This window comes from Asaia sp. As-1742, assembly GCF_011753235.1.
Classification (GTDB): domain Bacteria; phylum Pseudomonadota; class Alphaproteobacteria; order Acetobacterales; family Acetobacteraceae; genus Asaia; species Asaia bogorensis_B.
This window is the reverse complement of sequence record NZ_VWWA01000014.1, coordinates 1-20312: the sequence shown is the minus strand read 5'-3', so window position 1 is coordinate 20312 and position 20312 is coordinate 1. Positions and strand designations below refer to the sequence as shown.

The following is a 20312-nucleotide window of genomic DNA, read 5'->3' as shown; positions in this document are numbered from 1 at the left end:
CGCGGTCGCGCTGCTGCGCAGTCGACACGCGAGGTCGTGATGGAAATGGGTGAGGGTTTTGTGGCAGCATCGGGAGATGGCTATTTCCCGACGCAGATCGCGCAAAGCTGACAGCGGGGTGGGACAGCAAATGTCCCTCTTCCCGGTCGAGGCGCTATTGCGCCGGATCAGACCGGACAGGAATGAGTGGCGATATTATCGTCTGAGCATCCACCGCGATCTGTTCGGCGGCGCGACATTGTTGCGGCAATGGGGCCGCATCGGAACGGCGGGCAGCACGCGCGTCGATCTCTATCAGGATGAGGGAGAGGCCGCGAATGCGCTGACGCGCATGATCCGGTATCGAAAGAAACGCGGATACGCGCTTATCGGCAGCTGATCAGAAGCGTCGGGAGAAGCCGCGCAGCATCGGGTCGATGAGGGCGCGTCGCTCTGCGCCGGTCGATCGTGAGCGCGGTGTGTAAGGGCTGATTTCCGGCTGAGGAAGCGTGGGATCAGCATCATGGATCTGCAGGGACAGGCTCGGGAACGGATCGATACCGGTCCGTTGTTCGAGCGCCGCGTAGCTCAGCGTTTCGCAGACAGGCGCATCGTCATTGCGGCACAGCCACGCGCCGCCCCGCTCATGAACGGGATCGTAGACCGCCTTCCAGATCGCAATGGGGACCGGAATACGGTCCCAGCCGATCGTCGGCCCATTTGCCTGAAGCACGGGACCGGTCACGACGTAGAGCTCGCCGACCCTGTGCGCCCAGTCGGCGACTGCCATCTCGATCCCGGTCCAGACCCCTTCGTTCAAGGCCGGGGTTTCGGGCACGACATTGGCGAGAGAGAAGGTCTCCTCCTGGGAGATCTGATCGGGTGCGTCGCCGCTCGGGGTGAGATGGCCGCGATCGAGGCCAGAGCTGCGGTAATCCGCAAGCTCTGCACGCTGGCCATACGGCAGTCCTGTTTCCGGATGGAAGAACTTCGTGACGCGTCCAAGGCTCTCCGCACTATCGAGCGCCTCGTCTGTGAGATGCTCGGCCGACCAGAGAGGAATGCGCGCGTCGAGCGACTGCATAGCGATATAGACCCGGCGACAGACGATTGTCGTGATCGGCCGGACTGACTGCGCAAGCAATGCCGGCGGCGTGTGGCCGACAGAAAGGTCATCGCAGGGGTGGGTCTGGGCATGAGCCCTGGTCAGGGACATGGTCAAGGTCGCGAAGACTGTGCAAGCACGGAGAAAATCGCGCAACATACTGAAATCCCTTTACTTTATTTCCGGAGCGGCGCTTATCTTTCCTCATGCGAGGAGAACCCATGATTCAGGCGCGTGCAAGGCTTCTTCGGTTTCCGGCCGAACGCTGTGCTGTGCCTACCTTCGCGCACCTGCTGGCGCAGCTCCCCACAGATACCAGCATGGCCGATGAGTGCCTGCATTATGGACTGCCGGCGCCCGATCTGAATGCCTTGCGTGAGCAGGGCATCGCAATCGGTAAGAAGATGCGTCGCCAGATCGTCTTGCCCGCCGATGCAGGCGAGGCCGCGGATAAACGCGAAATCTGGTTTGCTCCCGCTCGCAGCAGCATGCTGCGAAGCATCACGCGTGTGCATGATATGACGTGGCGTGCTGAGCAGACCCGAACTCCTCAGGATCACCGGGCCGCATTCAGCGTTCGCTATCGTGCCTGGCAGACATGCAAACGATTGATCGCGGCCTGGGAGACGCTTTGCCTGGATGAAGAGGAGGTGCGTCCAAGCGCATCAATCCTCACCTTCCAGAAGAAGGCGTCGGGCTGAGCGCAAAGCGCAAGTGGCTTCACGGCGCCAGCTTGCGCTGCGTGATGCGAGAAGAACGTCCTCTTCAGAGGCATCCCTGAGGAAGGCAGCTTCCGCCAGGGTTCGACGTGGGTTTCCGAAATATGCGCAAAGCGCTGCGGCTTGCATGTCGGCGGATGGGGCATAACCTTTGGCGGTATGAAGAGCGGTCCGCATGGCGAGATCCTTTCACCGTATGGTACGGCGTTTCAGAGTGAAGTCTTATTCCCGATTGCGGCGGCGACAGCCGCCTGGGCGCGCAAGCGCCACTGGGCGAACCACTCGATGAGGTCGGCGCCCTCTACGGGATGATCCTCTCCGAAGGCCTCGGCTTCGTAGCCGAGTACCTCCTCGATGACCGAAATCAGGGGTTGGGGGTTCGCGTCCGGCATCGCCGGATCAGCGATGCGCAAGAAGGGTGGTGTGGTGAGCCGGTTCCGGCAGCGTTTCGGTCAGAAGGCTGGGGCCGCAGATCACACCGAAGACAAACATGACCATCAGGAGGCCACACAGAAAGGCGGCTGTGAGTTCGCGAATGGCGGTAAGCAGGTCCTGCCTGGTTTCTTTCGTCATGACGGGTTCCTTTTCGGGATGGATCGGAACACCCGGCGGGCGAAATCTCATGGACCGCCTGGGTGGTCAGGACGGAGCCGACTATCTGTCTATTCTCCTCTTGACCCGATCCGCAGCTCATGGCGCGTGCAGCCCGGAAAGGGCGATGCGCCGGCACGGCGCGTCGGGAGCGGAGCGACAACCCCTTGTAGGGCTGTGCGCGCCATGAGAGCGGTCCCTCTCCTCTTCTCTCGTTTTCTTCAGCACCTGCCCAGCGGTCCACTGGCCTTTCGGGGCGGACGGCATTGGGGAGGATCAATCGGGGCCCACGCCACTGATCGTGACGGTTTGCCCAAACGCCGCTGCCGCGAGAGCAGTGCAGATGGGGAGCATGGCGGGCGTCTCTGATGTTGCCTCGCCATTCTGCTTCTGCATGACGCAGTCATGCGCCTGAGCGGCAGCCTCGCGATCGACATCGAACACCTGATGGGTGCAGTGCTTGATCTGATACGCCCAGTCTGTGAGGCTGAGCGAGGCGATCTCTGTGCCCGTTTCAAGGTCGAGTACGATCGCACCGCCGCAATACGCATCAAGGCATGGCTTGCTGCAATCACCAGCCCAGATCAGGCTCCAGCGAACTGGCAAGGTGAGTTTCTTTTCGCAGCAGGCATACACGAAGGCCAGCACGTTTTCGACCGATCCGCTTTCATCATGATGAATCCACAGATGCTGGAGTTCGGAATCAGGAGGCTCGTTCGCCTCGGCTTCGAAGCCAACAGACTCTGACTCAAAGGCCCCGTCAGCACCCTCCGCGCGCATTGCTTCGAGCAGTTCGAGGGCCTGAGTAACCGCTCCAGCGCTGCATAGCGGCAGAAGCGCGGAGAATTTGGTGTAGTGGTTGGGCATTGCGGTCAATCCTCATCGAAAAATGGAAGGGTTTCATCGACCGGGCCATCCGCATCGAGCAGGATGTAATCGCAGTCCAGCTCGCGGGCGCGGGCGATGATCCTGACAAGTGCGGGAATTCTGCTCCAATGCTCCGGGCTCGGCTCGGCCGGCACGTAAATGAGCCAGCCACGATCGCCAGTCATCGAGGTTGTCGATCCATAGGGCGGCTTATCGGCCAGTATTTCTGTGAGCCGGTCGTGGTCGCGCGGCGAGAGATGCCCCGTGCTGAGATCGAGGAACTTACGAACGCTCATCCCATGCTCCGACGGGCAGGCTGCGGTGAGCTGGGCGGCCGTGAATTTCACAGCCACCTGATCATAGACGATGCGATGAGACATAGCCGGCCTCCCTCAGTATTCAGAGGTCAGCATGACAACCTTGGCCCCAAGGCCCTCGTCGCTGATCGCATAGAGTTCGATGCTCTCGAGCGGAAAATCCGTATAAGGAATGTCCTGCGCAAAGAGTGTTACCGGCTCCCGCCCTTCCTTGCCTCCGTCCGTGCATGTGACGACGGCAGCGTTCGTCTTGAGATCGACCTGCAAAGACCATGCTTCGAATGGCTCTCGCCGAACTTTCGGATCGAGGCGTGCAGATGCGATCACATCGACAAGCCAGCCTGCCCCGTTTTTGACCAAAAATGCAGCGCCGTCTGTGAGAACCAGACCGAATGTATACCGATAATATTTCGAGGTGCCGTAGAACTGGGCGAGTTCGGCTTTGGTAAGGGCAGTCGTCATGGGGATCTCCGGGGTTGTCTCGCGCGCTTTGATATTCTCTGCGCTTGTCCCTTCCGGTAGTTGGCGGGTCGGGCCGGGTCAGGCGCGGCGCGCAAGCGCCGGGACCGGACCCACGCGCAGCCTGCGAGCATGGGGAGGACCCACCGCTTGATGCGGGCCGATCCCGTCAGCTACCCCCTTTCCTTCCCTCAGGCGGCTATCGGGGTTTCATCCACTTCCGATGCGGCATTGGCCTCGGCGTCGCCCGCCAGATCAGCCTCTAGTTCTGCAAGAGCGCGCTTCTTCTCATCGAGCGCTGCCTGGTCGCGGAAAGGCGTGCCAAGCCGCGCGCGATAGGCCGGCAGGCGGGCGGTGATCTCGTCACGCGCCTTGCGGGTTTCCATCAGCTCTGTCTCGATGCGGCCGAGCCGGTGCTCGATTTTCGAAATCAGACCAAGCGGCTTGGTATCGCGATCGAACGACACTTCGGACGGGCTGGACGTGAACGCGATCGCAAGGCCTGCCTCGATCTTCGGCTCTCCGTCGTCCAGAAACCGCGTCTGTGCTGCTTCGAGCAGGATCTCGAAACCACCGATACGGCCGAGACGCCACGACCCTTCCTCGCGGTTCTTCTCCACCCTGCGCGCCTGGGACAAAAGCCATGCCCCGGCTTTCTCGCGCTCGGCCAGAACGCCCCGCGGCCCCTCGAACGAAAAGGCCTCGCCGCGCGTCTCCACGCGCTGCGCAAGATCGGCCTCCAGGGCCGGGATCCGGCGCTCGAGCGACGCCAGCTCACGCTCGCCAGTCTGGATCGAACGACGGACAGCGAACTGGTCGTCGTAATGCGCGGCTGCGAGACGCTCGAGACGCGCAAGATCGGCTTCGAGCCCTGCTTTCTGCATCAGGCGCATATCGCCAGAGGCGAGCGCCTTGGCCATGGCGAACTGGTTGCCCTCATCGTTGATGTCCTCGATCCGACGGATCGAACGATCGCCTGACATGGCGAGCGCGATGAAGCGCAGCTTGCGCTCGAGAAGCTGCCAGTTGGTCGCGTCCACCGAGCCTTCCTGCGCATAGGCGTAGATCTCGATCTCGGCATGCTGGTTGCCTTGTCGCTCGATACGGCCCTCGCGCTGGATGATGTCGGAAACGAGCCAGGGCACATCGAGATGGTGCAGCGCCTTCAGACGGGCCTGGGCGTTGACGCCCGTTCCCATGGTGGCGGTGCTGCCAATCAGGATGCGTTTGCGCCCTGCGTTCAGATCGCCAAACAGGCGAAGCTTTGCCGCAGCCTTCTTGTAATGCTGCATGAACGCGATCTGATCGGCGGGCACGCCGAGACGGATCAGCTCGTCGCGGATGTGCAGATAGGCCGAGAACCCGCGTTTCTCGAACGCGGCTTCCGTGCCGAGATCGGAAAAGATCATCTGCACGGCGCCCGTAAGTGGTGCGGTCTCCCCTGTCTGCAGATCCCGGTAGATGTTGTCGCCGGTCTCGCGCCAGATGCGATGCACGTTTTCGATCAGATCGTCGAGCTTGCTGGCCTCCTCAGAGCCACAGCGTACGAGACGCAGATCGATCGCGGCATGTCGGGCATCGTTGATGACCGAGAGCAGGATGTCGTCACCCTTCTGGGGCTTGCCTTTCCGCTCCTCGATCTCCCAGATCCGGCACGCGAGCGTACGCTGGTAGTCCCTGAAGTCGTCATTGGCGGGTGTGACGACGATCGCACGGTGTCCGCCCTTGATCGCGGGCAGTTTGACATAGCGGCGCAGATCGTCCTGCTGGACCACATCGGCGAAATGGCGATACATGGCCATAAGATCGGCGACGTTGACGAACTCGGTGAAACGCGTGACAGGCTTGTAGAGCCCGCTCGGCTGCAGCTCGAGCTCGGTGCGAGTCTCGCCGAAATTCGCGGCCCAGGCGTCGAATTCGTGGAGATCGCGTGCGCGCAGATCCTCGAGTGCCATGAAGCGCTGGACGGTGAACAATTCTCCAATCGTGTTCGTGATCGGTGAGCCCGATGCGAGGATCAGCTCGCGACCGGAATTGCTCTCGACCGGGATGAACTTGAAGGCATCATGCGTGATGATGATGGCGTCCCAGTTCCCCGTCGCAGCACGCGCGATAAAGCTCTGGCGCTTGGCCTTCACGAAGTTTGTCTCGTCGGCGACCATGATATTCGCGGTCGGGTAGAGCATCAGGAACTCGCGAGCCATCTGCGCCTTATCCGGAGCTCCGGATAAGGCGCATTATCTCACATAGAATTTTATCCGGAGTATTCTCAGCTATGTTATTGGCTAAAAAACAGTTTTGATGCGCTGAGCTCGGGATAAAGGTCGTAACCCGATCCTAAATACCCAGAGAGGATGATGTTGCAGATACCATTACGCACCTCCTCTGAGATGGGGGACTACGTTGGCACCAAAGAATGGAGCCGTGCGCGATTGCCGGGTTGCCCCCTTCATCCAGACGCTGACTGTAAATTTCGGCGTCATGGTAGCTATGTTCGATTGACGAGCCCTGGCGTCAGGATTGCTCGATACTATTGCCCACAGGGCCATATGACATTCAGCCTCATCCCGGATTTTCTCTCCGCTAGGCTCTCGGGTTCATTAGCGACAGTCGAACGAATCGTTGGGATCGCCGCGTCCGCGAAAAGCCTTCAACAGGCAGCAGATGTCGTACGTGGTCTTGATATCTGCCTCCCGGGCGCTATGCGCTGGCTTCGCCGTCGCATCGTCGCAGTACATAAAGCTATCGCGGCGGTCGAAGTAATAACGCTACAGCTATCGCATTCGATAACCAAAGATAGGCTGCATCTGGCTGATCTGCGGCGTGCTCTTCCACCTCGCGCGCTCTTGGACATTCCGGCGCCTTTGGGCTTTCTCGGAACTCTTCGCACGAACGACAAAGCTACGCTTAGGAGTTTGGTTCCGGGTTTTGTTGAACAAATAGCATCTGACTTGCCGCAGACAATCGCGGCCAACACGATGAGGGGCCTGATTTCGTCACAGCCCTCGTCTACAGCTTCATCAGCAGAGGTGAAGCAATGTCCATTCGAAACAAACAATGTAGATCAGCTATTCCCAGCGTTCCCACCAGCCATGAAATTCGTCGCATCTGGCACGCAGAGAGGCGGCTTAGTGAAGGAACGGCGAAGATATACCTAAGATGTATTTGTAGGTTTCGTATCTATATTGATAGGTTGCGTTTGATCGAGCGAGAGCAACTGACTCTCGAAGGTGCTGATCTGTTCATCGACTGGTACGCACTGCGCCTGAGTCGCTCTTTGAGCTCCTATCAACATTACCGTAGCGCCCTGCAATCGCTCGCTCGTGTCTACCAACGGATGGGGTTTACTGTTCCTGACTGGCAACCGCAAAACCCATCCCAACCGCCATCCGTTCCGATACTTCATAAGTATTCTTCATATCTCTCACAAAACTTAGGTCTTTCCAATTTTACAATAGGCAACAAATTAAATCATCTTAGTAAATTTATCGAATATCTCGCTGGAGCAGGCAGGGAGTTGAATTCGTTTGAACTGAACGATGTTGATGGATTCATCCTAGATTGCGCAACAAGATACTCTCGATCATACGTTAAATGTATAGCCTGCACGGTACGCTGCTTTTCACGGTTCTTGCATTGGAGCGGAAGAAGCCAGAGCGACATTAGTGAATCTATTATTGCGCCTGTACAACTCCCCTTCGAGCGTCCGAGACGAGCACTGCCTTGGAATGATGTGCAGCGACTCATCAAAGCTGTGGATCGATCAACGCCGGTAGGGCTTCGCGATCATGCGATTCTGCTGCTGCTGAGCGTCTATGGCCTTGGCGGCGCTGAGATCAGTCGCCTGCAATTCCAGGATATAGACTGGAACGCTAACACGTTGGCAGTATGTCGCCCTAAGACGGGTGTCTCGTTTACGCTACCCTTGCTACCGCCGGTCAGCGAGGCATTGGCGCGCTATCTACGCTATGGTCGACCACTTGAAACGACCACACGTCATATCTTCGTGCAGATGCAGTTACCATTCAAACCATTCGTCCGTGCCAGCGCAATTGGACACATTGTCGCCAAGCACGCGAAGAAAGCCGAGATTAACGCACCTTCCTTAGGTAGTCATGTCCTGCGGCATACGCATGCGGGGCGTCAGATCGATTTAGGCACCCCATCGAAGGTAATATCCGAACTACTTGGCCATAGCCATCCGGAATCGCTTTCTGCCTATCTGCGGATCGCCACTGATTCTCTCCGCGAGATTGCGTTACCGGTACCCGCATGAGCACAGTCATCAACATAACCGAATTGAAGAACGACGCCGAGAAATTCGTGATGTTCAAGCGTGCGATGGGTTTCCGCTATCAACGTGGCGCCTATGAGATTGATCGCTTTCTTCGATTTCTGGAGGAACAGTGGAGAAATGTGGACGACATTCCGCTTGCTGACGCGATCAGTGACTGGTGCGGACGACTTCCCAGCCGCAAAGCTATTTCGGTCGGCTGCGAATTTGGTATAATAAGGCAGTTTTGCCTGCATCGCCGCCGTCGCGATCCCACTTGTTACGTGCCCGAACAAGCCTTCGCTCCAGTGAAGGAGTCGGCGTTCCTTCCATATATTTTCAGCCACGAAGAGGTCTTGCGTATCCTCGCTACCGCATCAACGCTTAAAGGCCATTTTATATGGGCGTCAATGATGCGCAGGTTGATTCTGTTGCTCTATTGCACCGGCATAAGACTTGGCGAAGCCGCCCGTCTTAAGATGGAAGATGTCGATCTCGACCGAGGGAAACTGCTAATCCGCGATAGTAAAAGACGAACCCGGTTCGTGCCGATCCGTGAAGACCTCATCGCAGAATTACAGCTCTACCTCTACGACCGACAAATGTTACTTTTAGACATCGGCAGGGTGGATCACGGTACTTTTTTCATTCGTCAAAAAGGCGGGGCGCTCAGTACTCATGGGGCCTCAGTGGCCATACGAGAGATCTTGCGCTCCATCGGCATCAAACCCGCAAATGGACGCACCGGAGCGCGACCCTATGAACTTCGCCACACTTTTGCTGTTCACCGCCTCACAGCCTGGGCTAAGGACGGTTCCGACATCCATGCGAAGCTCCCATTTCTATCAGCTTATCTTGGCCACCAGAATATTCTCGGCACCGAAGTTTACTTGAAGGCAACGCCACAATTACTGGAACTAGCAAGCATTCGGTTCGAACAACATCTACGAGACTCGAGGTAACCGCTATGAAAACTTCCGCTCAAAAAGCACTCTTTGCTCTCGTGGAGTCATTTTTCCTTAATTATCTTCCGCGTCAGCGCGGTGCAAGCCCGCATACGACACGCGCTTACCGCGATACGCTGAAGCTTTTGTTCCAATTCGTCGCCCAACGTCGGGGCAAAGAGATGGTGGGTCTCCTGCTTGAGGATCTTGACGGCGATACGATTGCTTGTTTTCTGGATCATCTTGAACGAGATAGAGCCAACTCCACAGCCACACGCAATTATCGGCGCGCCGCTTTGCGGAGTTTTTTCAAACACCTTCTGCGTAATGACCTCGATAACGCACTTCGCTATACACGGGTCCTAGCTCTCCCGGCAAAGCGCGCGCAGCAGAAGCCAGTGGTCTACCTCGAAGCAATCGACGTGCGAGCGATCATCGGTAAACCCGACCGGAGAACGAACGAAGGATGTCGTGACCACACACTACTACTTTTTCTCTATAATTCGGCAGCAAGGGTGAGCGAAGCAACTGGAATGCTCTGGCGCGATTTGCAGTTGACACCCCCATGCGAAGTGCGGTTACGAGGCAAAGGGCGAAAGGAACGGATTGTTCCGATATGGCGCGAGACAACTGAAGCACTGCGTCGGTTACGCAAACTGTCTGACGCGGCAGATCACGAGCATGTGTTTTTGAATCGCCATAACCAACCTCTGACTCGCGACGGCGTCGCGTATATTTTAGAAAAATATGTGGGATCCGCCTCCTGTGAACGGCCAACGCTGGGACGCGTCCGCATTACACCACATGTTTTCCGACATAGCGCAGCCGTGGCGTTGCTCCAATCTGGAACAGACGTCACAGTGATACGCGACTACCTCGGTCATTCGAGCATCGTGACGACGAACCGTTATATCTCGACAAACCTGAAAATGAGACGCGACGCGATCGAGACGTTCTGGCAACATGCAGGAATCGAAACTATTAAGGATAAACCGTGGAAACCGAAGCAAGATTTACTCTCTTTTCTCCAGTCACTTTGACTTTGTCGTAAGTACCGAGATCTCCGGTCTGATCTCAACAAACACGCGATAGTCCGAAAGAGAAGGATAAACAGCAGATGTCTTTTAACGAGTTTTTTATAGTGAAATATCCAAACTCATTCGACAAAAGCAATCAAAAACGTCTGATATGAATCAGTAAACAAATTTGAGTCAACGTTATCAGGAAGTACGGCGAACCTCGATGCGAGGCATAGGTATTCACCGCTCCTAGGTCAAATTTTAATGAATATCATAGCGACGCCAGGGAATTGCCTGAAGAGGTACGGACGCCATAAACTTCGAAATATCGGAACGGCCATAATATGACGGAGTCCCCCGATGGTCCTGCGCCATCAAAACAATTGGTATTCCAGGAAAAATAGGAGAAAAACTCCGTATAGCGTCTTGTGCACGGTATAAATCGCTCAAAACTTCGCGCTTTACGACCACGACAGCAAAAGTCGTGTTTTGCTCCTTAATTACGGCACCTTCGATCTGCATGTTCTCTCCTCCTATTTTTTATGCTGATGATGAGCGGGCTTCGCCACTGTATAACCCTGCCCAGGTTTCTGTGTTGGTGGCAGTGGCTTGTTATGAGTCGAAACGACTTGCTCACCGGTGCGGCCTCCGCGCGGACCAACCATGTCATAGATACCAGAGATAGGAGCTTTCTGACCCGGCTTTATTATTTTAGACATAACATTACCTTGTGCTGCGTTGAGATCCCGCTTCATGGCGTTGACGCCATCAAGAGATTGGCGATATCGTATTGGAATAAAGAACGCCATGTCAAGCATTACGGTATCGCCATGTCCAAAGATTCTTCAGATAACGCTTTTCCCCAGAGGCTCAGAGAGGCTCGCCGAATTAGAGACTATGATCAGGCTACGCTCGCAATCAAAGCAGGACTTCCCACTGCGTCTATTTCTCACTTTGAAAATGGGAGCCGTAAGCCGTCGTTCGATAATCTGCGCAAATTGGCTAAGGCGCTCAACGCTAGCACTGACTATCTCTTAGGGAGAGCGGATCAAATCGACATAGCCACGTCGGGCGACCCTTTATTTAGACATATGCAAAATATAAGTGGACGGGATCGAGAGATTGCTGAAGACTTTCTGAAAGTACTTGCCAATAAAAACAGGCAGGAAGATAGAAAATGAAAAAAGCTAATCTCTTAGCTGCGGAAGGTAGAGCCGAGCAGTGGTTAAAGGAGAATGGTATCGTAGAAGTACCGATTGATCCGCTAAAAATCGCTGAAATGCTTGATATCTCGGTGCTCAAAAAAGACGACCCAGAGCCAGGTGTCTCAGGAATGCTTCTTCGGCATGGGGATGCGTTTGGTATCGTCTATGCGACCCATATTGACAGTCTTGGATTTCAGAGATTCTGCATCGCGCACGAATTAGGACACTACCTATTGCCCGGACATCCGGAGCAATTATTCGGCGAAGAGAATACCCAACATATTTCTCGTGCAGGGACCATATCGGCGGATCCATATGAACAGGAAGCCGACCAATTTGCCTCGGCACTTTTAATGCCGACACATGTTATGAAGTCGATATTACGAAAGACTGATGAGGGAATGGATGCTGTCATCATGATTGCCCGCACATGCGAAGTGTCCATTGAGGCTGCTGCGATTCGTTACATCCAAAAAACCGAAATTCCTGCTGCGGTCGTCGTCACCACTAACGGTCAGATCGATTACGCATTCCTCTCTAAAGACATGCTTGAATTTTCAGATTTAGCTTGGCCTCGAAAAGGCGAGAGCGTTCCAGTTTCTACTCTCACTTATAGTTTCCGAAAAAACCTGGATGCCGTACGTAGTAGTCGACGTGAAACGGAAGAAACAGAGCTTCAAGCGTGGCTCGGCGGACGAAAAGGTATTGCTGCAACTGAGGAAGTCATGGGACTCGGTCGATACGGCAAGGTTATGACAGTCATTACGGCAGATCCCCATGAAGAAAATGACGAAGAAGAAATAGAAGATAGTTGGATACCTCGTTTCAAAAGGTAAATATACACTATTATTCCGATTGATATGTGATAAGCGATACAATATCTGCGATAAGTTATACCTGCCGTTAGAGAACGCATATCGTCCCACCGTATGTCTAAAATCAGGACGACTGTCGCCGATGGACTCATGGTCATTCAAGTCTGGGGTCAACGCCGAGACGGTGGTACGCGAGTGCTTACCATTTATCTGGAGAAGCATCCTAGTCTCTTCTGATGTGTGGCAACGTTGATGGGCTACTACTCCGGATAAAATTCTATGTGAGATAATGCGCCAGGCAGTGCCCCGGCACGACGATCATCGCCTTGGAGATCAGACCGAGGCGCTTTTGCTCCATCACGGCCGCGCACATGGAGAAGGTCTTTCCGGCACCCACGGCATGCGCCATGTAGGTGCGCCCCGAGGCGATGATGCGCCAGATGACGCGCTTCTGGTGGTCGCGCAGCATGATAGCCGAGCTGGCACCTGGAAGCCGCAGGTGGCTTCCGTCGAAGAGGCGCGGGACGAGATTGTTATAGGTCTCGTTATACAGGCGCACGAGGCGGTCGGCGCGCTCGCTATCCTGCCAGACCCAATCCTGGAACGCATTGCGGATCGCCCGGAGCTTCTCCTTGGCGGCCTCGGTCTCCTTGGCGTTGAGCACGCGCTTTTCGACCCCGTCCTCCATATAGGTGTCGAAGATCTTCGGGCTTGCCTGTGTGAGGGCGTCCTCAAGCAGTTCGCCAGCATGCCGGCGCTCCGTGCCCCAGACCGAGGTCGCCTCGGCGCGACCGGCAAAGGCACGCTTGTCGATCGACCAGCAGGCCACGGCAGCGGTGTGGTAGATCCGGGCCTCCACGCCGATGACCTCGGACACGAAAGCCGTTACCACCTCGACGGGAACCCACGGCGCACCCAGACGGGCGGTAATATCGCTCGGACGCAGATCCTCGGGCTGCACGGCCTCGAGGGCTGAGACGTTGCGCGCGTAGCGCGCATCGCGCGCAGCGGCTTCGCGCGCCTCGGCGAGCTTGGTGCGCACGGCACCGGAAAGATACTCGTCAGACGTCACCCATACCGGGCGGCCATTGATCGAGCGGCTTGGCTCGAGGAAGATGCTGCTGCCCAGCTCGGCCGTCACGGCTTCTTCGCTCTGCCCCATCAACTCGGCCACGATCGGCAGCTCGACGCGTCCGGCTTCGTGCAGGCACACGGCCAGGGCGTCATGGACGGAGTGGATCTCGGGTTCGGACGGCGCCTGAATTACGCGATCGGTAAAGAGCGGCCCCGGCTCGGCCGCATCGGTCTCCTCGTCATAACGCTCGATCGAGGACACGAGCCAGACATCGGGATCGTCGAGGAAGGTCTGCAGGTTCGGGCGACGCTGGGTCTCGCTCTCGGCGCCGGTCACGGCGTCGACGCGTGTTGTCGTCTTCGTGTGGTTGATCGGGCCGAACTGGCGCGTGAAGTTCAGCCAGGCACGCTTGAGGCTCGCCTGCAGGCCGGCAAACGGCTTGTTCTCGAACTGCGCCCGCAGCACGGCGCGGGTCGCATCGCGCACGGGGATCATCGCCTCGATGATACGCGCGTGCTTCTGGAAGATGCCCTCCTTCTGCTCGCCCTTGCGAATGGCGACCACCCTCCCCTGCCCGCCGACGATCTGATGCAGGATGCCGCCTTCCATGAAGTAGCTGCCTTCACGCAGGTCCCCGCCCTCTTCGCGCGTCTCCTTCGCAGGGCGCACGATGCGGCTATCGGCCACGGGCGGGAAACGCAGTGCAGGTGCAATGCGGCCGAGGGCTTCGGGGAGTGCGTCAGCCAGATCCTGCCCGTCGCGGGCAACGCAGGTGTAGTCCATGCCAAAGGCCATGCTGGCCCAGCCATGAAAGCCCAGGACCTGCTCAGGGTGCGCTTCCATCCACGCATTGATGCGCAGGGCCCCATCTCCCATGTTCGTGCCCTCGATATCGACACAGGACAGCCAGGTCTCGTCACCGGGCATCTCGCCGATCTCGCGCTTGCGGAAGAACACGATATCCACGACCACATCCGTGCCGGCATCGGCGCGCATGGTGCTGGCCGGCAGACGTACGGCGCCCAGGAATTCGGCTTCCTCATGAATGAGCGTGCGCGCACGGGCATCGGTCTTGTCGAGCGTGTGGCGCGAGATCACGAATGCCGCGACCCCATTGGGGCGTAGAGCATTGATCGAGCGGGCCAGGAACCAGTCATGGAGCGACAGCCCCTTGAGGTCACGCGGCTCGGCCTGGCTCACGGTGCGGTTCGAGAATGGCGGGTTGCCGATCGCCAGATCATAGCCTGTGCTCAGCTTGGCACGGGTGAAGTCCTCTGCGCGGATCCACTGCTTCGGATAGAGCTTCGCGGCGATGCGCGCGGTGAGCGGGTCCATCTCGATGCCGGTGAAGGCGATCCTGCCCTCCAGCTTCTCAGGGCGCGATGCGACGAACAGGCCTGTCCCGCAACCCGGCTCCAGCACGGACCCGCCTGCAAAGCCGCGCGCCATCATGAAGTCCCACATGGCATGGACGACCGTCTCCGGGGTGTAGTGGGCATACTGGGTCGAGCGTGCGAGGGCACTACGCTCTGCCTCGGTGGTGCAGGCTTCGAGGTCGGCACCCAGCTTTTCCCAGCCCGCGCGATAGGCTTCATCGGCGCGGGGGAAGAGCGCATTCGCCAGCTCCCCTGCCCCGAAGCCTGTGAAGCGGCTCAGCTGCGCCTGCTCTTCGCTCGTCGCGTTACGGGCCTCGCGCTCGAGGGCCGCGACCAGCTTGATCGCCTCGATGTTGTCACGCGCGCGCGCCTTCCAGCCCTGGGCCAGACCACGCAGACCGGCGAGGCGGAAATCACTCTGAGGAATGACGAGGGGTTCGACCGCAGGCAGCAGCGCGCCCGGTGCATCGCCCTCTTCGCCTTCCAGTTCGCCCCAGAACAGGTTCGCATTGCCATCAAGGGCGGTATCGCCAAACAGGCTAAGTTGGAAATCGGCGTTCGACATCGGCTGGCATCCGTGCAGGACCGGACTTCACCTGCGCTCTATGGCGCGGGAGGATGCGGTGATTGGAGAAGATCCGGGATCGAGATTTTCTTTTCTCTCTCCCTTCTCCATCTCCGGCACCGGGACCCGGCGGCAGGGTTAAGCCCGGTGCGCTCGCGCGCCGGCACCGCAGCCACGCGGAGCGACCGCAGGTCGTGAGCATGGCGAGGCGCCACGGCTTAGCCCTGACGGCGGGTTCTGGTCCGCCTCTCTCCTCTCATCTCCCCTTTATCAGCTTCACCTCGCTCCCACACCACTGTACGCGGCCCAATAAACAGACCCGCACATGCACAATGACGTCGTGATGCAACGTTGCATCACACAGTTTCTATGAAACCGCCTCATCGGAAAATGTTTGACGTCGCCACCTCTATATGCTCTGTTGATGTTGATAGTTGACTGTTGATCGTCAACAGTCACCAAACGGGGGCAATGGCCGATGTCGTTCAAAGAGATGAGGGAAAAGCTTGGCTTTTCGCAGAGCCAACTCAAAGAGACGTTGAATCTCCGTCTAGGACGAAGCTACGATCGGCATACCGTCTCGCGCTGGGAGAACGGCAAGCAGCCTATTCCTCCCGAAATCATGGATGAGATACGGCAGCTTGCTAATAACGAGAAGCGACAAACCACAGTTATAACTTTCGCCAATCAAAAAGGTGGGGTCGGCAAAACCACCAGTGCGCTGAATATTGCTGTGGCGCTAGGTAAAATGGGTTATCGCGTTCTACTCGTCGATGTTGATCCACAAGCAAGTGCGACTTCTGCTCTATTAGGCATGCATATTGTCGACCTCTACCGCCGAGGGGCGACTTTGGCGCACGCTCTGCTCAAGGATGCTTCTCTCATCGACTGCATCGTGAAAAGAGGGACGATTGAAGGGACAGATATTAATCTCCCTATCGACTTCTGCCCAAGCCATATCGATCTAGCCGAAGTGGATATTCGTCGCGAACCTGGAACAGAAGGGCTGCTAAAAGACGCCCTGGCGACAGTCGCCAACTCTTATGAGTTTATCATCGTCGACTCACCGCCGCATCTCGGCTTCCTCACATGGATGGCACTTGCCGCATCCAATACCGTGTTCGTTCCCGTCCGCACGGAGCCCTATGATGTGATGGGCGTAAACCTTATCCTAGATACGATCGCAAAAGTTCATCGCAGGAGCAATCCTCGCCTAAAATTGGGTGGCATCATTCCAACGCAGTATTCGCAAAGCCAGTACGTCGATGTCGGTATCGTAGAGCACTTGATCAACGTCATGGGAACGAGGGCGCCGGTGTTAGAGCCCGTGCCAGCTAGCACGTCATTTAGCAATGCGGCATGGGCATCTAGGATACCAGTAGAGGTTAGTCCTCGCTCAAATGCAGTTCGGGTCTATGTTCGCCTCGCCGAAGCGATAGCAGGGCGCCGCGACTTCGTTACCGCAACAGACGCTTCTGCGACTGCTAACAATGAGGAGGAAGTCTAATGAAGCGTTCATTCAAGGAACGACCGCAATCGATCTTCTCGCGGAATCATGCGGAGACTATGGCGCAAATAGACGCACCATTCCTTGGCGAAGGAAAATTCAAACACAGCTTTGAGGTACAAATAGGCGAGGTGGCGCCTGACCCCAATCAACCAAGACGTCACATCGACCCAAGTCAAATATCTGAACTTGCGTCCTCCTTAAAGGCATACGGACAATTACAACCAATACTCGTACGCGAGGATCCCAGCGATCGAACGCACTGGATCATCGTCGCAGGGGAAAGACGTTGGCGCGCAGCTCAAGAAGCCGGCTGGACCAGCATACTTGCTATCCCACACACGGGCGATGCGCGCTCCGCCGCGCTGGTGGAAAACCTCTTGCGTGTCGACCTCCAACCGGCGGAGGAAGCACAAGCGCTCGCCAACCTCATTGAACACAATGGGTGGACCCAGCGTCAAGCGGCAACAGAGATGGGGATGGATCAGGCCCGCATCAGTCGTTGTCTGCAGATACTATCACTCCCTGCCGACTTCCTCGACGAAGCAGGTCGAGCCGGAGTTCCGATGAACGTTCTAGTCGGCATCGCTCGTGAAAAGGCCCCCGATCGTCGAAAAAATCTGATGGACCGGGCATTGAGCGGAGAGTTAACTGTGGCCGCGCTCAACAAACCGGATTCGTCTCATAAAGATGACCAAAGGGCTAAAAGGCCAGTTAGCTCAAAGGGCAGCCCGGTTAAGAGGTTTCAAAAGCTGGTAGACCAGATCCGCAAAGAGCTTGCCAGTCTCAGTGAAGCTGATTGCGGAACGTTACAGCAGGTAATTTCTGATTTGCAGGCCATTCTAAGATCCCGAGGATGATGCAACGTTGCATCAGGCCGCTCAGAACCTGCTACGGCCCGGATTTCGCGCTTTCACACTGGCCTCGTCGATATAGGTCTCGACAACCTGGAGGCTCTTGTGGCGCGAGAAACGCTTGAGCTCGAGCAGGTCGTATCCGTCCTGGGCGCCGGTGTTGATCGCACCGCGCCGCAGGCTGTGACCTGAGAAATCACCCTCTAATCCAGCAGCGGAGCACCGCTTGCGAATGATATCCGCGATCGCACGGTCGGAAAGCGCGTCCTCGCCGATCTTCGGCAAGGCAGGGGAGGGCATACCGGCTTTGACTTGGGCAGGTAGCCAAACCCTGCGAAACACTGGCCCCTCTTTGATACCAGCCGCACGGAACCAGGCGTTAAGCGCGAGGATAGGACAATGACGGGTTATTCCAGAAGGGATGCCGATCAGTTCGCCTTTCCGCGCCTTGTCGCCCTTCGAATGCCGCAGACGAACGATCAGGCCGTCCTCTGAGAACGTCAGGTCGGACACAAGCAACCCTGACAACTCAGAACGGCGGAACGCCCCGGCAAAGCCCAAAAGCAGGATGGCCCGGTCTCTGCGCGAAGTCGGATCCAGACCAGTTATCGCGTCAACTGCCTCCGTCAATGACTCCCAGGTAAGAGCCGTCTTCTGCTCTGGCTGCGGATTGATTGCATTGCGTCGGATACCTGCCAGAGCCCCTGAGACCAGGGGATGGCTGGTAGGAATGGCGATCTGCGCCAGGTGATGCAGATAGCGCAGGGCCGCACGGTGGATATCAATCGTGGATACCTTGCGCGCACGCAGCGCCATATCTGAGAGATAGGCAGCGACGTCATCGCTGCGAGCAGGAAGGGCAGGGAGGTTATGGTCGCTCGCCCAGCGGCACCAGCCACGCACAGCCGAGCGATAGGTCCGCAGCGTGTTGCCTGACTTGGCTAACTGGTTGAACACCTCGGCGGCATCGCGGGCTGTCTGCAGAGTCCCGTCGTGCTCGGGTAGGATGATCGAGGAGACGTGGGAGAACCACGCCGAAACGGCAGCAGGCGGTTGGCCGATAGGGCAGGGGGGTAGATCGGCGAGCGCTCTACCTCGGCCGCCGCCGCCCGCGTCCTCCAGCGCCCCTACGAAGCGAGGCACGCCGCTTTCCACCTCGAGACACAAAGTGAGCTTGTGCTGTTTGGGGAGAACGCCCACCACCCTTCGTAACGCTACAAGAGCCTGATCACTCGTTTCAGCCAGCTCAGCGATCGTTGTGTCGGCAGCAAAATCGCCGTTTGGTAATTGGCCACCGGCCAAAACTACGGGAAGGGGAGGGGTGAACACGGCCTGGGACAAGATCGCGGTCGCGTTGCGCAGCTCTGTATCTCCGATAAGACCTATCGATGTGCCACCCAGGCGATCAAGAACGGCTTGCCGGCCTGCCGATCGGCCTCCAAACAACCGAACTTCATCAATCATCGACGTGTAGTCCGACTAAACCTCATCCCTACTCCCATACCACGGTTGGAACGCGGTGCGAACGCGTGGATTGCGACTACGATGGAAGTGCCGGGAATCTCGGCGAACGAACGTATGCGAGACGCAGTTACGACCTAATCCTGACCATGTCGAAGCAAACTCCCGACGTTCTCCTGACGTCATTTCCTCAATTATTGTAGATCCCGTCCAGTTCGCACTGTGGGCAATACCCTCCGTCAGGGTCTCCTTCTCCTAAAATAGAACTGCGATGCGATCGACATGCGAGACAGAAACCTCTGCATTTTCGGGGCGGTATAACTTCTCAAACTAGAATGGGGACAGAAGAATTCATATCCCGCAGGAATATGATGGGGACACCATTCCTTATAGAGATCATTTGGGAGGGCATACAGAACACGCAAATGCCGTATAGGAACTCTTATATCGTCCGTGGGGCACTCTAAGAGCGAACCGCATGCTTCCCATCGAGGTCTTTTGCCGCCACCGGACGTATCTATCGTTTCAGCAAACCATCTTCTACCACATGAAAGAAGAATACTATGGCTTGTTGGAATATAGCGCGACCGCTTGTCGTTGAGATTTTGTATGCTGCCACATGGCTCTATGATCACGACGTCTGCGCTATCAACTGCGTTGAAATATACATAAAGACCGCTTCCACTCCACTGTCGGGCGTAGGTGCTTATAAACAGATTTTTACATAGTCGACGTAAGCATCTCGCGGTCGAGTTGAGCCACGAGCGGGTTGTCAGCTTTCAAATGGAGCGATGCGAAAAACCGACATTCATCTTCTAGATTTCTGCGGTCAGCAGATTGGGGTAGAAGCGGTAATAGTGCTCATAGTCGTTCAAGAACGCCTCTCCGACTTTCAAAGCGCCGAAGTCGAAGCCGAGATGGTCCTTTAGGTTTGGTATAGTAGCGGTTCCAATAGCCCGTTCGAGAAACAGCCTTTCTCGTATCGTCAGATCGGGCACAGTCACAAGATGTACATCGCTTCAATCTTTCGAGGCAAAGCGCCACAAGGCGAGGTCTAGATGTTTGGTCCCGGGTTTTGATGGTGCGGGTTTTGCGTGAATCTTGATGGCTCGTGCTGCCATTGCTGGCAAACGAATTCGTATGGCGTGAGGCCCCGGAGCGTCTTCAGTCGACGTGCGAAA

17 protein-coding genes and 3 pseudogenes are annotated in these 20312 nt (G+C 56.8%); 9 read left to right on the top strand and 11 right to left on the bottom strand.

Going from position 1 to position 20312, the window contains the following annotated elements; translation table 11 throughout:
- Positions 1-130: 130 nt before the first annotated feature.
- Positions 131-379, top strand: a complete 249-nt coding sequence (locus F3J08_RS14430; protein WP_035439351.1) for a WGR domain-containing protein — start codon at positions 131-133, stop codon at positions 377-379.
- Here F3J08_RS14430 and F3J08_RS14425 read toward each other — a convergent pair whose 3' ends face one another.
- Complete coding sequence (locus tag F3J08_RS14425) at positions 380-1195, bottom strand: DNA/RNA non-specific endonuclease (protein ID WP_166930889.1); 816 nt, start codon at positions 1193-1195, stop codon at positions 380-382. It abuts the gene before it with no gap.
- A gap of 110 nt (positions 1196-1305) precedes the next feature.
- Between F3J08_RS14425 and F3J08_RS14420 the strand changes: the two genes are divergently transcribed.
- Complete coding sequence (locus F3J08_RS14420; protein WP_166930887.1) at positions 1306-1785, top strand: hypothetical protein; 480 nt, start codon at positions 1306-1308, stop codon at positions 1783-1785.
- Positions 1786-2012: 227 nt separating this feature from the next.
- Here F3J08_RS14420 and F3J08_RS14415 read toward each other — a convergent pair whose 3' ends face one another.
- The 6 genes and pseudogenes from F3J08_RS14415 to F3J08_RS14390 form a co-directional block, all read right to left on the bottom strand.
- Positions 2013-2195: a hypothetical protein gene (locus F3J08_RS14415; RefSeq protein ID WP_166930885.1), complete on the bottom strand. Its 183-nt coding sequence runs from the start codon at positions 2193-2195 to the stop codon at positions 2013-2015.
- A gap of 7 nt (positions 2196-2202) precedes the next feature.
- Positions 2203-2376: a hypothetical protein gene (locus F3J08_RS14410; RefSeq protein ID WP_166930884.1), complete on the bottom strand. Its 174-nt coding sequence runs from the start codon at positions 2374-2376 to the stop codon at positions 2203-2205.
- 294 nt (positions 2377-2670) lie between these two features.
- Positions 2671-3261, bottom strand: coding sequence for a hypothetical protein (locus F3J08_RS14405; protein ID WP_166930882.1), 591 nt, complete (start codon positions 3259-3261; stop codon positions 2671-2673).
- A 5-nt stretch (positions 3262-3266) separates the two neighbouring features.
- Positions 3267-3641: a hypothetical protein gene (locus tag F3J08_RS14400; RefSeq protein ID WP_166930880.1), complete on the bottom strand. Its 375-nt coding sequence runs from the start codon at positions 3639-3641 to the stop codon at positions 3267-3269.
- 12 nt (positions 3642-3653) lie between these two features.
- Complete coding sequence (locus F3J08_RS14395) at positions 3654-4040, bottom strand: DUF6876 family protein (RefSeq protein ID WP_166930878.1); 387 nt, start codon at positions 4038-4040, stop codon at positions 3654-3656.
- Positions 4041-4228: 188 nt separating this feature from the next.
- A pseudogene (locus tag F3J08_RS14390) lies at positions 4229-6247 on the bottom strand (lactate dehydrogenase); the annotation flags it as partial.
- 989 nt (positions 6248-7236) lie between these two features.
- Between F3J08_RS14390 and F3J08_RS14385 the strand changes: the two are divergent.
- The 3 genes from F3J08_RS14385 to F3J08_RS14375 are packed head-to-tail and all read left to right on the top strand — an operon-like array spanning position 7237 to position 10294.
- Entirely contained in the window at positions 7237-8313 is a 1077-nt protein-coding gene (locus tag F3J08_RS14385) for a site-specific integrase (RefSeq protein ID WP_205207044.1), read from the top strand.
- Positions 8310-9272 carry a tyrosine-type recombinase/integrase gene (locus F3J08_RS14380; RefSeq protein WP_166930874.1) on the top strand — a complete coding sequence of 321 codons (963 nt, stop codon included), beginning with the start codon at positions 8310-8312 and terminating at the stop codon, positions 9270-9272. The genes F3J08_RS14385 and F3J08_RS14380 overlap by 4 nt, the downstream gene beginning before the upstream one ends.
- 5 nt (positions 9273-9277) lie before the next feature.
- A complete protein-coding gene (locus F3J08_RS14375; protein WP_166930872.1) occupies positions 9278-10294 on the top strand; it encodes a site-specific integrase in 1017 nt (338 codons plus the stop codon).
- A 240-nt stretch (positions 10295-10534) separates the two neighbouring features.
- Here the strand turns inward: F3J08_RS14375 and F3J08_RS14370 are convergent, their stop codons facing one another.
- Positions 10535-10795 (bottom strand): hypothetical protein, encoded by a 261-nt coding sequence (locus F3J08_RS14370; protein WP_166930870.1) that lies wholly within the window; start codon positions 10793-10795, stop codon positions 10535-10537.
- Positions 10796-10887: 92 nt separating this feature from the next.
- Here F3J08_RS14370 and F3J08_RS17000 point away from each other — a divergent pair, with 92 nt between their 5' ends.
- Positions 10888-11454, top strand: a complete 567-nt coding sequence (locus F3J08_RS17000; protein WP_205207043.1) for a helix-turn-helix domain-containing protein — start codon at positions 10888-10890, stop codon at positions 11452-11454.
- On the top strand, positions 11451-12314 hold the full coding sequence (locus tag F3J08_RS14360; protein ID WP_166930868.1) for an ImmA/IrrE family metallo-endopeptidase: 864 nt from the start codon (positions 11451-11453) through the stop codon (positions 12312-12314). The genes F3J08_RS17000 and F3J08_RS14360 overlap by 4 nt, the downstream gene beginning before the upstream one ends.
- 271 nt (positions 12315-12585) lie before the next feature.
- Here F3J08_RS14360 and F3J08_RS14355 read toward each other — a convergent pair.
- Positions 12586-15309, bottom strand: a pseudogene (locus F3J08_RS14355) (lactate dehydrogenase); the annotation flags it as partial.
- 478 nt (positions 15310-15787) lie between these two features.
- On the opposite strand from F3J08_RS14355, the gene F3J08_RS14350 reads away from it, so the two are divergent.
- Together F3J08_RS14350 and F3J08_RS14345 are read left to right on the top strand one after the other, a co-directional pair.
- On the top strand, positions 15788-16816 hold the full coding sequence (locus tag F3J08_RS14350) for an AAA family ATPase (RefSeq protein ID WP_166930864.1): 1029 nt from the start codon (positions 15788-15790) through the stop codon (positions 16814-16816).
- Positions 16816-17676 (top strand): ParB/RepB/Spo0J family partition protein, encoded by an 861-nt coding sequence (locus F3J08_RS14345; RefSeq protein ID WP_166930862.1) that lies wholly within the window; start codon positions 16816-16818, stop codon positions 17674-17676. Before F3J08_RS14350 ends, F3J08_RS14345 begins: the two co-directional genes overlap by 1 nt.
- A 21-nt stretch (positions 17677-17697) precedes the next feature.
- Here F3J08_RS14345 and F3J08_RS14340 read toward each other — a convergent pair whose 3' ends face one another.
- Both F3J08_RS14340 and F3J08_RS14335 read right to left on the bottom strand, forming a co-directional pair.
- The gene (locus F3J08_RS14340) at positions 17698-19011 is read right to left on the bottom strand and encodes a tyrosine-type recombinase/integrase (RefSeq protein ID WP_240149378.1); all 1314 of its coding nucleotides are present in this window, start codon (positions 19009-19011) and stop codon (positions 17698-17700) included.
- Between the two features lie 1174 nt (positions 19012-20185).
- Positions 20186-20312 (bottom strand): annotated as a pseudogene (locus F3J08_RS14335) (IS481 family transposase); the annotation flags it as partial.

Coding starts and splice junctions, on each gene's coding strand:
- F3J08_RS14430 (WP_035439351.1), top strand. CDS start 131: ATGTCCCTCTTCCCGGTCGAGGCGCTATTGCGCCGGATCAGACCGGAC.
- F3J08_RS14425 (WP_166930889.1), bottom strand. CDS start 1,195: ATGTCCCTGACCAGGGCTCATGCCCAGACCCACCCCTGCGATGACCTT.
- F3J08_RS14420 (WP_166930887.1), top strand. CDS start 1,306: ATGATTCAGGCGCGTGCAAGGCTTCTTCGGTTTCCGGCCGAACGCTGT.
- F3J08_RS14415 (WP_166930885.1), bottom strand. CDS start 2,195: ATGCCGGACGCGAACCCCCAACCCCTGATTTCGGTCATCGAGGAGGTA.
- F3J08_RS14410 (WP_166930884.1), bottom strand. CDS start 2,376: ATGACGAAAGAAACCAGGCAGGACCTGCTTACCGCCATTCGCGAACTC.
- F3J08_RS14405 (WP_166930882.1), bottom strand. CDS start 3,261: ATGCCCAACCACTACACCAAATTCTCCGCGCTTCTGCCGCTATGCAGC.
- F3J08_RS14400 (WP_166930880.1), bottom strand. CDS start 3,641: ATGTCTCATCGCATCGTCTATGATCAGGTGGCTGTGAAATTCACGGCC.
- F3J08_RS14395 (WP_166930878.1), bottom strand. CDS start 4,040: ATGACGACTGCCCTTACCAAAGCCGAACTCGCCCAGTTCTACGGCACC.
- F3J08_RS14380 (WP_166930874.1), top strand. CDS start 8,310: ATGAGCACAGTCATCAACATAACCGAATTGAAGAACGACGCCGAGAAA.
- F3J08_RS14375 (WP_166930872.1), top strand. CDS start 9,278: ATGAAAACTTCCGCTCAAAAAGCACTCTTTGCTCTCGTGGAGTCATTT.
- F3J08_RS14370 (WP_166930870.1), bottom strand. CDS start 10,795: ATGCAGATCGAAGGTGCCGTAATTAAGGAGCAAAACACGACTTTTGCT.
- F3J08_RS17000 (WP_205207043.1), top strand. CDS start 10,888: ATGAGTCGAAACGACTTGCTCACCGGTGCGGCCTCCGCGCGGACCAAC.
- F3J08_RS14360 (WP_166930868.1), top strand. CDS start 11,451: ATGAAAAAAGCTAATCTCTTAGCTGCGGAAGGTAGAGCCGAGCAGTGG.
- F3J08_RS14350 (WP_166930864.1), top strand. CDS start 15,788: ATGTCGTTCAAAGAGATGAGGGAAAAGCTTGGCTTTTCGCAGAGCCAA.
- F3J08_RS14345 (WP_166930862.1), top strand. CDS start 16,816: ATGAAGCGTTCATTCAAGGAACGACCGCAATCGATCTTCTCGCGGAAT.